Source organism: Mucilaginibacter sp. P1_A3 (assembly GCF_056406855.1).
In genome coordinates this window covers 447,337-460,863 of the sequence record NZ_JBFTZJ010000007.1, presented here as the reverse complement: position 1 = coordinate 460,863, position 13,527 = coordinate 447,337, and the positions used below count along the sequence as shown (strand labels likewise).

Sequence of the window (13,527 nt, the reverse complement as noted above, 5' to 3'; positions counted from 1 at the left end):
TATTTGAAATATACCCTCGTTGCGTTAACAGCAGCATTAACTATACAACATAGTGCTGCGCAGCAGAAAGTAAAAACAACAAAAGCAGAAAAGATGAACCACAAACAAGAAACCGTAGATTTACTCAAAGCCATTGAAACAGGTGCAGCAGCACCGGTTGGGATAATTAACGCCAGCAGCTATAAACAGCACAACCTGGCAATCGCAGACGGACTGGCAGGCTTTGGCGCTGCTCTGCAAGCCTTACCAGCAGGTTCGGCCAAGGTACACACGATCCGCGTCTTTCAGGACGGAAATTATGTTTTTGCCCACACGGATTACAACTTTTTTGGGCCGAAGATAGGCTTTGACATTTTCCGCTACGAAAACGGCAAAGTAGTGGAGCACTGGGATAACCTTCAGGATAAACCTGCATCACCCAATCCAAGCGGCCATACCATGACCGATGGTCCAACCCAAGCGACCGACCTGGGTAAAACTGCAAGTAATAAAGCATTGGTCAGAAACTTTGTGGATGACATTTTGGTCAATGGCCGGATGGACAAGCTTGCCGGTTACTTCAATGGTGATCAGTATATCCAGCACAATCCGCTGATCCCTGACCAGCTATCTGGTTTAGGTAAGGCCCTTGGCGAGATGGCTAAGCAAGGCATCACCATGAAATATGATGCTATTCATCAAGTACTGGGTGAAGGCAATTTTGTTCTTGTCGTAAGTGAAGGCCACCTGGGCGGTAAACATACCTCTTTTTATGACCTCTTCCGTGTAGAGAACGGTAAGATCGCCGAACACTGGGATGTGATTGAAACCATTGCTCCCCAAGCCGAATGGAAAAACAACAATGGAAAATTTAATTTTTAACTGTCGTGATCCACGCATTCCGAAATATACTGGCAGCCATTCTCGCAATGGCTGCTTTATCCGGTTATAGCCAGGCTAAGACCTCAGATCAAAACTTCCTATTAAATGACACGGCTGCCATTCACCAGATGGTACGCTCGTACTGCCGGTCGATTGATCTTGCTGATACCACACTGGCCAAAGGTATCTGGTCAACAAGTGACAGTATTACCTTTATTCACCCAAGAGGTCACGAACGTGGCTGGAAACAGATCAAAACCAATTTCTATGGAACGACCATGGGCGCAATGTTCAGCAAGCGTGATCTGAAAACAGTATCGCTCAGTATCCATCCCTTGACCCCCGATGTGGCGTGGTTGGAATTTTACTGGGAGTTTCACGCAACTTTCCGCAGTAACGGCCAGCCCCTCGTGACGCGAGGCAGGGAGACGCAGCTGCTGGCGAAAGAAAATGGCAGATGGCGGATCGTGCATGTGCATTACTCGGGCCTCCCCGTTACTGCACAAGGCCAGGGATTTTAAAAGTGTCGGCACAAATTTAAAAGAACTTTTTTTTCGCTAAAACCTTTTTATTGAAGATGTTAAACTAAATAAGGAAAAACAAATGAACAGGATATTAATCACCGGCGCAAGCGGCCACATTGGAAAACGGGTGGCGGAGCTGCTTTCCGGTCAGGAACTCAGGCTGATGGCCAGAAAGCCGGAAAAACTCGGGGCGTTTACCGGTGCAGAAAAAGTGCGTGGCGACTACAGTGATCCGGCCAGTTTAGCAAATGCTTTTGAGGGCATCCAAACTGCCTTTATTGTATCGGGCTATGCAGCGCCAGGGGAACGTGCTTTACTGCATAAGAATGCAATAGACGCAGCTGTGCGGGCCGGTGTATCACACCTGGTTTATCTCTCTTTTCAGGGTGCCGCGCCGGACAGCAGGTTTCCCATGTCCCGCGATCACTTCCAGACAGAAACTTTCATCAAGCAATGCGGAATTCCGTACACGATATTAAGGGACAGTTTTTACCTTGATCTGGTACCCGACATGTTCGGAAAAGGCCGAACTATGAAAGGGCCAGGGGGAAACGGTAAAGTTGCCTGGGTTTCCCGCGAAGATGCGGCAGCCTGCGTTTCGGCAGTTCTTCAGACCCCAGGCCAGTTTACCGGCACTTATGTTCTGACTGGGCCGGCAGCATTAACACTGGCGGAAACGGCAGAACGCTTGAGCGCGCTGACCGGAAATGCTTATACCTATGTCGAAGAAACGGTTGAGCAAGGAACGCAATGGCGTAATGAACTCGGCGCTCCCGCATGGGAGGTGGAGACCTGGATAGGATCTTATCAGGCCATTGCTGCCGGAGAGGTTGCGCCGGTAAGCACCGCAGTTAAAGATATTACCGGCCGGGAGCCGATGAGCCTGGAAACTTATTTTACCAGGTTTCCCCAGGGACTTAATGTTTAAACAGAAATACAAATCAAAGTAATATGGAAATCACAGCAGCCGTAATCAGAGAAAAAGGGGGCGACTTTCAATTGGAAAAGATGGAGTTGGACGAGCCTCGACATAACGAGGTGCTTATTCGGGTGATTGCAACGGGAATGTGCCATACAGATATGGCTGTCAGAGACCAGATCTTCAAATCTCCCTTACCAATCGTACTTGGTCACGAGGGCGCAGGTATTGTGGAGGCCGTTGGGCAGGACGTGACTAAAGTTAAAGCCGGAGATCACGTAGTAATGACCTTCGGATTCTGCGGCAAGTGCCCGAATTGTTTAAAGGGCTTGCCTTCCTATTGCTATTATTTTGGTGAACTGAACTTCAGCGGTTGTCGCCTGGACGGGTCCCATGCCCATCATACGGGGGGACGCGATTTGAACGATAACTTCTTTTCGCAATCTTCTTTTGGTACTTATGCAATTGCACCGGAAAACAACGTGATCAAGGTAGATAAGGAAGCCCCGCTGGAAATCCTCGGGCCGCTGGGCTGCGGCATCCAGACCGGTGCGGGTGCGGTTTTGAATGCATTGCATCCGCAAGCCGGTTCCAGCATCGCTGTGTTTGGCACCGGTGCGGTAGGCCTGTCTGCAGTCATGGCGGCAGCGGTTGTAGGATGTACTACTATTATAGCTGTCGATATTAACGAAGCGCGACTTGAATTTTCTAAAGAATTGGGTGCCACCCATGTTATCAATAGTAAAACTGAAGATGTGGTGGCCAGCATTAAGGCTATCGTCGAATACGGAGCGGATTACGCATTTGATACCACAGGAAGGACAGACGTGATCAACAATGCGGTACTGTCTTTGGTATCCAATGGCATATGCGGAATTGTAGGTGCCTCGGCCAGGACGCTTGATTTGGATGCCAATTACATCGTGGCAAAGGGCTTGCACGTTAAAGGTATCGTGGAAGGCGATAGTATACCTGATATCTTTATACCCAAGCTGGTCGCGCTCTACCGGGAAGGCAAGTTTCCGTTCGATAAACTGATTAAGGTGTATCCTTTCGAAGAAATCAATCAGGCCGCGGAGGATTCAGAAAAAGGGGTAACTATCAAACCGGTTATTAGAATTAGTTAAAAGATTATAGTTAAGCAACTTTCCATAACCGGAAAGCTGCTTTTACGTTTAGCTCTTACTTTCGCAGACTCAAATTATAAGCAGTAACGAAAACGTTGGTTATCAACACCGTCTATGCGTTGCTATGAAAACCAAAATGTAGCTGTAATCAGGAGTAATAAAATCGCGTTCAGAAATTAAAGCAACATTAGTAACCTATAAAATGAGTTTCTTTAAATGATTGCTTTCAGAATCAATTACTACCATATGTCAGTTAAACACTGAACTGGGCTCGAACATTACGCGGGCCAAATTTTAAAAAGATGGGAACGCAGAGCATCAACAACGTGAGTATTTTGCGATATTAATAACAAAGCAGCCAAGTTTTTAGCTCATCGGCTTTTGCTCCCCTGACTGGACATAATTCGAACCATTTAGTAGTGCAATTAAAGATTTTAAGCGAATTATAAGTTGCTTAATGACGGTTCGAATCCCATAGGGCTCTCCTATCTACCTTGAGTCCCAGCAGGACTAAATTCGAATCATTTACTTATTAGTTTGCAGATTTGGCACGAGTCTCAAATGAAATTCAGAGGGGTCAATTCCCCCGGGGATCCACTTTGCCACAAAATCAAATGAATAATTGAAGCCATTTTTATAAATCTTTTATTTCTAGTATTTGTAATACTTCATTTTTTATTTCTGCCCCTAAAACTGCGTTACAATCCAACCGGCAAAATATCCAATAGCCAGATTTAGAAGCGAAATAATAAAAAAGGCGCCTAAAGTGAGGCCGATTATCTTAGCTTTCGAAGTATTGTTGAAGAACTGGGAATAACACCAGCACATTAAAATGAGTAAAAAAAACTGTTGAACTATGCCATATTGGAGAGTTAATGGGTTACCGAAAATATAAACAATGGGGAAAACGAGTAGGCTAACAATTAAAAACAATCCCATTAAGTATGTATTCAAAACGAGGTGTTCTGCAAGATTATATTTCCGTTTTTTAAAAATGACATAGGAAACCATGGTGCTGGTTATGATCAGGATCAGACCGTCAAAAGCAAAATGCTCAGTTATCCAGGTAATGATTTTCCCGGAATCCCTTGTTATGTCCTTTCTGGGGTCAATTAGACTCGCGTGAAGCCGGTCGAAAATTAAGTAATGCCAGAGTAATCCATAAAAAGTGGCAAGCACAATATCAAAGGATAGTGGTTGAAAATGCCTGACTCTTTTTCCTTCCAAAAACTCGCGGATAGTGTGACCGGGTCTTGTCAGAAGCTGCTTAGCAGTGTACAGAACCCCTTTATCAAAATGAATCAGTCCATGTTGCAGCTCATGCAAAATAAAATGCATGTTCAGTCTCTGGGTGTCTGCCCGTTGTCCACAACTACTACAAAAATTGCCCGATACCTGGCCACCACAGTTTTTGCAAATGATCGTAGTATTTATTTTATGAGCAGTTTTTTTCAACGTTTTTCCCATTTGCTTTCTTTGTTCAGCTTTGAGCTAACAATGCTTAAACTTACGATTTTGTATTGAGTTAATTAATGATCACATCCGGTAAACACCGGTTCTTTGTATCCATGATCGAATATGAATTATCTTTATTTTCAAGAAAGTAATGCACCCATTTTCTTTGCGATCAGTCCTGCCGCATACGCAGGGTTCAAGCGATAAAGGAGGTCCAGTATTTTAGCATCCTTGCCCACTAACACCCGGTAACGGTTTTGCTCCATCCCTGCGATAATCATCGCTGCGGCCTTATCAGCAGAAAGAATCTTCTGCGCCCCTTCTGGGGAAGAGGGCAGTCGGTCGGCAAGGCCCGAATTGGAYAKGATATTGGTGCTAACACCGCCTGGAAATACTACAGTCACTCTTACATTCGTGCCCGACAATTCGGAATGAAGTCCTTCTGTCAGCAATTTTACAGCTGCCTTGGATGCACCGTAAATGGTTTGACCCGGGACCGGTAAAAAACCACCCATGCTGAATATGTCGACAATATGCGCTTCAGGCCTGGTAAGCAGGTGTGGCAGAAAAGTCTTGATCAAATAAAGCGTACCGTAAAAGTTGATATTCATCACCCGTTCGATCACCTCGTAGCTGAGGTCATTTACTTTGATAAACGGCTGAATGATACCGGCGTTGTTAATAATACCGTCCACCGCACCGAACTTGCTTATCACTTTCTCTAATAAGCCTTCCACCCCCGCTCTATCTGTAATATCGGTCACAAACAGGCTTAAATTTACATTCCTGTCACCCGCCAATGCTGCAGTTTCCTGCAAAGTCTTTTCGTTGATGTCTATCGCAGCTACTTTTGCACCTTTTGCCAGCAGGTTCAGCACAAGTTCGCGGCCCATACCGCTGCCGCCTCCGGTAACTATTATCGTTTTGTTCTTAGCTTTCATTTTCGTTATTCTTGATTTGGACTTTTAAGCTCAGCAACGGCCATTGGAGGCATCAGCACCCTGGTAACTTTTTCAACGATCGTTCTTCTATTCAATGTAAACGACGTAGTTTGTTTAATATCCTCGCTGGAAGCGCCGATCCTTACTTCATATCGTCCCGGATCCGCGACCCAGGCCGATTGGTCTGTGTTGAACGAAGCAAGGTCTTTAGCATTGATAGTAAAAGTGAGTGTCTGCGATTCGCCTGGTTTTAATAATCCGGTTTTAGCAAACCCCTTCAATTCTTCCGCAGGTTTATCCAGATCTCCTTTGGGTGCTTTCAGGTAAACCTGTATAACTTCTTTTCCGGCAACTTTTCCTGTATTTTTTACGTCAACACTTATCGCGATCTTGCCGGTGAATGATTTTGAACTCAATTTGAGGTTGCTGTAGGTAAAATTGGTATAAGATAAACCATAGCCAAATTCATAGGCAGGTTTCACCTTAAAGGTGTTATAATAGCGATAACCTACATAAATACCTTCTTCATAAACCACTTTTCTTTTTATGGTCGAATCATCTTTTACTTCAATACCGGGAAAGTTCTTCACCGATGGAACATCAGCATAAGATATAGGGAACGTTTGCGCCAGTTTACCGGAAGGATTTACTTTGCCGCTGAGTAAGTCTGTAATAGCGTTTCCCGCTTCAAGCCCTGGCTGCCAGGCAAGCAATATGGCGTCAGGGTTGCTTTTCCAACTGGCTGTTTCTATAATCCCGCCGATATTAAGTACTATAATAACCTTTTTCCCTTTGGCATGAAATGCCTTGCAAATAGTGTTTATTGAAGCCGTTTCTGCATCCGAAAGATTAAAATCGTTATCCAATTTTCTGTCTTCACCCTCTCCCGAGTTGCGCCCAAGGGTAAAAATCGCTATATCGTATTTCCCAGCCATTTCTTCAGCCAGCGAGTCTGCTACAGGCATCTCAGGCGCACGTTTTTTGCCACCCATTATGTTCGCTATCATATCGCCACCTTTGGGAGCATTTTTCGTCATATAGGTCTTGTATTTTTCTTTCAGGGATTCGTCGGTTACATAACCAGCATTCTTCAAACCATCTATTAAGTTTACGGAATAAGCTACGGCTACATAGCCGCTGCCTGAACCTCCTATGTATGCCTGGTATGAAGTATTTCCAAACAGGGCTACACTTTTTGTTTTTTCGGTAAACGGAAGCGCACTATCGGTGTTTTTCAGTAAGATCATTCCCTCGGTAGCCGCCTTTCGCGACATTGCTGCATTTGCTACGGTATTAGGCTTATTTGAATACTTGTAGTTTTTGAAACGGGGTGTCTTGACAATAAGATTAAGGATATCTTCCACATTTCTGTCGAGCACCTTCTCATCCAATTTGCCATCTTTAACAGCTTGTATTATGGTGCTAACCTGGTTAGGGCCGGGCATCAGCAGATCGTTGCCTGCTTTCATCTGAGCAACTGCGTCTTTTCCGGCACCCCAATCGCTCATCACAAGCCCGTTGTAGCCCCACTCTTTTCTTAATACTGTAGTTAGCAGATCGGAGTTTTCGGATGTGTATTTTCCGTTTAGTAAATTGTAGGAGGACATGACGGTCCATGGGTGTGATTCCCTGGATGCGACCCTGAAACCTTCAAGATATATCTCGCGAAGTGCCCGCTGGCTTACAATCGTGTTTACGGTTTGACGGTCTGTCTCCTGATTGTTCGCAACAAAATGTTTTATGGATACGCCTACTCCCTGCGACTGAATGCCGTTTACCATGGCAGCAGCTATGGTGCCTGATAACAATGGGTCTTCAGAATAATATTCGAAATTCCTGCCGCATAACGGATTTCGCTGTATGTTCATGCCAGGTGCGAGCAATATATCGACCCCATATTCCAATACGTCATTGCCATACGCTTGCCCGGTCTTAAAGATCAGATCTTTATCCCAACTTGATGCTAACAGCGTACCTACCGGGAACGCCGTGCATTCATACTTCTGTCCCCCAAAGCCCCCTATCATGCGTAAGCCTGCCGGGCCATCGTTTACCACGATACAGGGTATACCCAGCCTCGGTATCGCAATCGTGTTTCCGGCAGTACCCGGGATGGGGTTAACCGTATTTGCTGCTAAAGTACCCGGCTCTGCAACCATGCCGGCAAACATTTTATTCTTCCTCATTGCAGGTGGGATATTGAGTCCTCCACCCACAACCAACGAAGCTTTTTCCTCAAGCGTCATAGCGGCAATCACTTCCTTTACAGAAGACTTTCCCAACTGTGGCAACTTTGTCGATTGCTGTCCCCGAACCGATAACGAAAATCCGCAAACGTATAAAAACAAGAGGATATTGGATGATATTTTTTTTGATGGTATCATTTTGTCAGTTTTTTTAATTCATTGATGGTGACCTGTGGAACAATTGCTTTATGATCCTTTTCAACGATCAAGGTTTTAGCTAATGCAAATGGCTTAGTCATTCTGATATCCTCGCTCGAAGCCCCGATCTTTACGATATACTTTCCGGCATCAGCTATCCAGCTTGACTTTTCAGTATTAAAAGAAGCAAGATTTTTAGGATCAATTGTAAAAGTTAGTGTTTGTGAGGCACCAGGCTGAAGTAACCTTGTTTTGCCAAATCCCTTCAATTCCTCTGAAGGTTTGTCCAATGTTTTATGCGGGGCGCTTAAATAAAGTTGCACAACCTCTTTACCTGCAACTTTTCCGGAATTGGTGACGGTAACTGTTGCAGTTAGTTTTTTGCTGAAGGTAGCCGCACTCAATTTTAGATTACTGTAGGCAAATCTGGTATAGCTTAGGCCATAGCCAAACGGATACGAGGTCTTTACGCTGAATGTATTAAAATACCGGTAGCCAACATATATTCCTTCGTCGTATATACTTTCAGCCGGGCGGTTAGCGGGTGTACCCGGAAAACTTTTTGCAGATGGCTCATCTTCATATTTAACCGGGAAAGTTGTTGCCAGCTTGCCTGATGGATCAACCGCTCCGCTCAAAACATCGGCAATAGCGTTTCCTGCTTCCAGTCCGGGTTGCCAGGCTAATAAAATGGCATCAACATTTTTGCTCCAGCTTTCCATTTCTATGGCGCCACCAATATTCAATACAACTATCAGCTTTTTCCCTTTGGCGTGGAAAGCATCACCCACAGCTTTTAGTTGTGTTTTCTCGGCTTCTGAAAGATAAAAATCTTCCACTTTTCGGTCAGCGCCTTCACCGGCGTTCCGCCTGATGGTAAAAATACCGATATCATCCTGGTCTGCTGCAGAGCTGATATCTGTCGCTGTTAATTCAGGCTCCGGCACCAAATGCGGGCTACCCAATACCATGTTTTTTTCGGGGTGCGTTTTCAGGTCAGCTTTGATCTGGGTAACATAAATCGTTTTCAAAGCCGTATCGGACACATAGCCGATTTGGGAAAGGCCTTTTTCAAGAGCAACAGTGTAAGCTACCACAACGGCTCCGCTTCCAGTTCCACCAATCACCGGTTTGTAGCATCCGATACCAAACAATGCCACTTTCTGGCTTTTGTTTAGCGGAAGAGCGGAATTGTCATTTTTTAATAGTACCATGCCGTCCGCTGCCGCATTCCTGGATAAGGTTGCGTGTGACTTAAGATCGGGTGTGTTAGAATATTGATATTTTCTGAACGAGGGAGTTTTAAGGATGTACAATAATACCCGCTCCACATTTTGATCGAGCACTTTGACGTCTAACGTTCCATTTTTTACGGCATCAATAATAGCTTGTTGCTGCCCGGGTGTACCTGGTTCAAGCAGGTCATTGCCGGCTTTCATTTGAGCAACAGGATCTTTACCGCCGAACCAGTCCGTCATTACCATGCCTTTAAATCCCCATTCTTCACGCAGTATCTTGGTCAGTAAGTCATTGCTTTCAGAAGTATAGGTTCCATTGATCTTATTATAGGAACTCATCACCGTCATTGGCTGCGACCGCTTAACAGCGATCTCAAAACTGCGCAAGTATAATTCCCTAAGCGCCCGCTCACTGATGATCGCATTTACCGCATTACGGTTGCTCTCCTGGTTGTTAGCTGCGAAATGCTTTATAGAGGTGCCTACCCCGTTTGATTGGATGCCATTTACCATAGCCGCAGCCATATATCCGGAAACATAGGGGTCCTCCGAAAAATATTCGAAGTTGCGGCCATTCAATGGGTTGCGCTGAATGTTCATACCGGGTGCCAGGATCACATCTACGCCATACGCTTTAATTTCATTACCAAATCCTACGCCAACCTTTTTAACCAAAGTCGTGTCCCATGAAGAAGCCAGTAAGGTGCCAACCGGCCAGGCCGTCGCATAATAAGATTTCGTACTATCACCTTTGCGAAAAGGATCGATACGTACTCCGGCAGGCCCGTCAGAAAGAACCGTACCCGGAATGCCGAAACGATTAATGCTCATGGTATTTCCGGCAGCACCAGGTACACGTCCGTCGGCTTCTCCAATGACGGTGCCGTGGCCCTGGAAGCGCATGCCGGTTCCGGCAACTACAGACGCTTTTTCCTTAAGTGTCATCAACTTAACGATCTCACTAACCGGGGCATGCCCCAGTTGGGGTAACTTTTCCTGTGAAAATGCGGCATGGCCAACCAATAAAAAGGCAACGGCAATAACTTGACGAAACTGTACAGTTTTCATGGTAACTACTTAGGAATGTGGTTAAATTATTCAGGTTATTTATTTTCCTTTACACGTACTCCTTTTGCGTCAAACATGCCCATCAGGCTGCCTTTTACATGGTCGTCATCTACCGGGTCAAGCGAAAGTGTAACATCATAACTTTGAACAGTAAATGCTAAGGTTGCGGTTTTATCTTTCTCCTCTATAGAAGTAATTTTAGTTATTTCCTTACCGGTTGAATCCTGCACAGCGCCGGTTAACTTGCCATCCTTCCTTTCGAGAATGAAAGTCATCTTAGAGTCGCCGTTAGGGGTGCCCATCACAAGGACATTCCACTTGCCTGGATAATAATCCGGTTTGGTTTGAGCGTTAACATTTACGGAGATAAATAGTCCGACGATTACTGTAAAAACGAAGCTTAACTTTTTCATGATCTTTTATTTTTTATGTTCAATTGATTTTTATTTGAATAGTATTTTCTTTTAATCCGGGAGCCGAGGCTGTTAAAGTCGCAAGGCCTCGTTTCGATGATGACTTAAGGATCACCTGTGCTCTGCCCTGATAAACCTTTTTATGCGGCTGCTGAAAACTGGACATATCCGATGGGTTACCATTCCCAACAGCAGCAATCGTCGCATTGCCTGAAAGTTTAAAATTGATTTCTGTGTCATCGACTGAAGGAACAACATTACCTTTGCTGTCAACAATCTGGACACTTATAAATGAAAGGTCGTTCTGATCTGACTTTATTATTTTACGATCAGCAATAAGCCGGATTGCAGTTGGTTTGCCAGTGGTGGACAATACGCTTGAGCAGGTTTCCTTTCCATTGTCATAACTTTTAGCTACCAATGTTCCGGGCTGATACTCGACCTCGAATGTCGCCGTAATCGATCCCTCAGGAACAGTCTGCTCCGCGATCACCTTCCCGTTTAGTTCAAGTTTTACGGTTTTGCTACGCGTATATACGTCAACCTGTATTTTCTTGCCCTCTCGGCCGGGCCAGGTCCATGATTTGATTTCGTCCGGCATGCCCCAGGTAGCTATCACTTCCTTCTGTCCCTCAGGAATCGGGCGGTGCACCAGAAGTTCTATCGGGCTGTTGCGCCATACTACATTCTTATAATAGGATTCCGCTTTGCGGTCGCCGATCAGGTCAAGATCGCCGCAGTAGGCATTAAATACCGGCCAGTTGTTGCGGTAGAACAAGCCCATACCCATCAGCCCCGTTGGTAACTTTTGAGATTCAGGAACCAGTATCGATTTACCTATTCCGGCCTCACCTATATAATCCATAGCCGTCCAGCAAAACCCGCCCAGGAACCAGGGATATTTTTCAGTCGCATCCCAGTTTTCCAATGCTGCATTTGGAAGATATTCTGTTGACATATACAACTTATTGGGGTGTTTGGCCCGTTCGGTCTCGAACCTGTGGAGGGTCGCGCTGTCCCTTTGAAAATAAATAGATGGGTCAAGGAAGTAATTGTAGCCATCAACATCGAGGTTGGCTACATGCGCCTCATAATCCTTCCACGGTTTTTTGGTATAGGGTGGTAGGAAAACGATGGCATCAGTAACTGGCCTTGTTGGATCAAGTCTTCTGACCTCATTTGAAAGTCGCTTTGCATTTTGAATGCCCGATGAGTCAGGGGCTTCATAAATTTCATTACCAATGCTCCACATCATCACTGATGGATGGTTTCTGTCACGTAGGATCATGGAGGCCAAATCCTTTTGCGACCAATCTTTGAAATAAAGGTGATAGTCCTGTGGATTTTTTGGTAGTTCCCACATATCAAAGGCTTCGTCGAGTACCAATATGCCCAGGCGGTCACAGGCATTAAGCAATGCTGGTGAAGCCGGGTTATGACTCAGGCGAATTGCGTTGTACCCAGCGTTTTTTATCAGTTCTATTTTTCTTTCTTCAGCACAATCAAAACTGGCTGCTCCCAAAGGGCCGAGATCATGATGAATGCATCCGCCTTTCAATTTTATCACTTGTCCGTTAAGCAGGAGGCCCTTTTGCCCATCAAATTGCAGGCTGCGAATACCGAAAGGCGTGATCGTTTGATCGATTGTTTTGTTGTCCGCGGTCAGCGTTACCCTGGCCTTATATAACATTGGATTATCCAATTGCCACAGTTTTGGATCGATAACGATCAAGTTTTGAGTTAAGTCAGCGCTGCTATCAGCCGAGACGGTCAGCGGCATTTTTCGTGAAGCCACAACCTGGCCTGAAGGATTAAGCAGATCGAGTTTTACAATTACTGCCTTTTGTTTTGATGATTTGTTTTCTATCGAAGTTTGAACTTTTACTGTTGCCTTATCCTTTGAGACTTCGGGTGTCGTGATATAATTCCCCCAAAGTTTTGTATGGATTGGATTGACAGCCAACAACCAGACGTGACGATAAATACCCGAGCCTGAATACCAGCGGCTATTCTTATCTAAATTCTTAGCCCGCACGGCAATTACATTTGATTTGCCATTGGTTGTTAAATAATTAGTAAGGTCATAAGAAAATGACGTATAGCCATAAGGATGATTGCCTAAATGGTGCCCGTTGATCCAGACGTCCGCATCCATGTAGACGCCGTCAAACAGGATATATGTTTTTTTTCCTTTGTAATTATTGTTTAAAGTAAAAGTTTTACGATACCAGCCGATCCCACCTTCGGTAAATCCTGTCGCGGCTTTGCCCACGGATGTTTTGGTAAAAGGTCCCTGAACTTCACCTTCTTTTTGATTTGGGAGATCTTCAATGCTCCAGTCGTGCGGCAAGTTTAAAATACGCCAACCCGAATCGTTATACGCCGGATTTTGTGCACCATTTAAGGTGTCTTTTCTGAAACGCCAATTGTTGTCAAATGATATTTCACCGCTCCTCTGAGCGCGGGTAATTCCAGCTGACAATAGCAAGGCAAGTAAAATAAAAAAGAATTGGATGCTTTTCATAATTTTTTATTCCGTATTAAAAACGGAATAAAGGTATGGCGACACTTTCATATATCCAAATTAATTCCGTATT

General features: G+C 44.9%; 10 protein-coding genes. 4 read left to right on the top strand and 6 right to left on the bottom strand.

Translation table 11 applies throughout. The features are described from left to right. The first annotated feature begins 3 nt into the window (after positions 1-3). The 4 genes from AC1D0K_RS17415 to AC1D0K_RS17400 all read left to right on the top strand — a co-directional run bounded on the left by AC1D0K_RS17415 (position 4) and on the right by AC1D0K_RS17400 (position 3,431). Complete coding sequence (locus AC1D0K_RS17415; RefSeq protein ID WP_477396206.1) at positions 4-861, top strand: nuclear transport factor 2 family protein; 858 nt, start codon at positions 4-6, stop codon at positions 859-861. A 5-nt stretch (positions 862-866) separates the two neighbouring features. Beyond that, entirely contained in the window at positions 867-1,382 is a 516-nt protein-coding gene (locus tag AC1D0K_RS17410; RefSeq protein WP_477396208.1) for a YybH family protein, read from the top strand. A gap of 82 nt (positions 1,383-1,464) precedes the next feature. After that, entirely contained in the window at positions 1,465-2,313 is an 849-nt protein-coding gene (locus AC1D0K_RS17405) for an SDR family oxidoreductase (RefSeq protein WP_477396210.1), read from the top strand. A 23-nt stretch (positions 2,314-2,336) separates the two neighbouring features. Next, positions 2,337-3,431, top strand: coding sequence for an NAD(P)-dependent alcohol dehydrogenase (locus tag AC1D0K_RS17400; protein ID WP_477396212.1), 1,095 nt, complete (start codon positions 2,337-2,339; stop codon positions 3,429-3,431). 687 nt (positions 3,432-4,118) lie between these two features. Here the strand turns inward: AC1D0K_RS17400 and AC1D0K_RS17395 are convergent. The 6 genes from AC1D0K_RS17395 to AC1D0K_RS17370 all read right to left on the bottom strand — a co-directional run bounded on the left by AC1D0K_RS17395 (position 4,119) and on the right by AC1D0K_RS17370 (position 13,454). Further along, a complete protein-coding gene (locus AC1D0K_RS17395; protein ID WP_477396214.1) occupies positions 4,119-4,898 on the bottom strand; it encodes a DUF3667 domain-containing protein in 780 nt (259 codons plus the stop codon). A 128-nt stretch (positions 4,899-5,026) separates the two neighbouring features. Next, a complete protein-coding gene (locus tag AC1D0K_RS17390; RefSeq protein WP_477463087.1) occupies positions 5,027-5,827 on the bottom strand; it encodes an SDR family NAD(P)-dependent oxidoreductase in 801 nt (266 codons plus the stop codon). 5 nt (positions 5,828-5,832) lie between these two features. Then, a complete protein-coding gene (locus AC1D0K_RS17385; protein ID WP_477398145.1) occupies positions 5,833-8,211 on the bottom strand; it encodes a glycoside hydrolase family 3 C-terminal domain-containing protein in 2,379 nt (792 codons plus the stop codon). Further along, the gene (locus AC1D0K_RS17380; RefSeq protein ID WP_477398143.1) at positions 8,208-10,517 is read right to left on the bottom strand and encodes a beta-glucosidase; all 2,310 of its coding nucleotides are present in this window, start codon (positions 10,515-10,517) and stop codon (positions 8,208-8,210) included. Before AC1D0K_RS17380 ends, AC1D0K_RS17385 begins: the two co-directional genes overlap by 4 nt. A 35-nt stretch (positions 10,518-10,552) precedes the next feature. Next, positions 10,553-10,930, bottom strand: coding sequence for a hypothetical protein (locus AC1D0K_RS17375; RefSeq protein ID WP_477398141.1), 378 nt, complete (start codon positions 10,928-10,930; stop codon positions 10,553-10,555). Positions 10,931-10,949: 19 nt separating this feature from the next. Beyond that, the gene (locus tag AC1D0K_RS17370) at positions 10,950-13,454 is read right to left on the bottom strand and encodes a glycoside hydrolase family 2 TIM barrel-domain containing protein (protein ID WP_477398139.1); all 2,505 of its coding nucleotides are present in this window, start codon (positions 13,452-13,454) and stop codon (positions 10,950-10,952) included. Positions 13,455-13,527 lie beyond the last annotated feature (73 nt).

Excerpts from the sequence above, each read along its gene's own strand:
- AC1D0K_RS17370 (WP_477398139.1), bottom strand. The coding sequence starts at position 13,454 with ATGAAAAGCATCCAATTCTTTTTTATTTTACTTGCCTTGCTATTGTCA.
- AC1D0K_RS17380 (WP_477398143.1), bottom strand. The coding sequence starts at position 10,517 with ATGAAAACTGTACAGTTTCGTCAAGTTATTGCCGTTGCCTTTTTATTG.
- AC1D0K_RS17395 (WP_477396214.1), bottom strand. The coding sequence starts at position 4,898 with ATGGGAAAAACGTTGAAAAAAACTGCTCATAAAATAAATACTACGATC.
- AC1D0K_RS17405 (WP_477396210.1), top strand. The coding sequence starts at position 1,465 with ATGAACAGGATATTAATCACCGGCGCAAGCGGCCACATTGGAAAACGG.
- AC1D0K_RS17385 (WP_477398145.1), bottom strand. The coding sequence starts at position 8,211 with ATGATACCATCAAAAAAAATATCATCCAATATCCTCTTGTTTTTATAC.
- AC1D0K_RS17375 (WP_477398141.1), bottom strand. The coding sequence starts at position 10,930 with ATGAAAAAGTTAAGCTTCGTTTTTACAGTAATCGTCGGACTATTTATC.
- AC1D0K_RS17400 (WP_477396212.1), top strand. The coding sequence starts at position 2,337 with ATGGAAATCACAGCAGCCGTAATCAGAGAAAAAGGGGGCGACTTTCAA.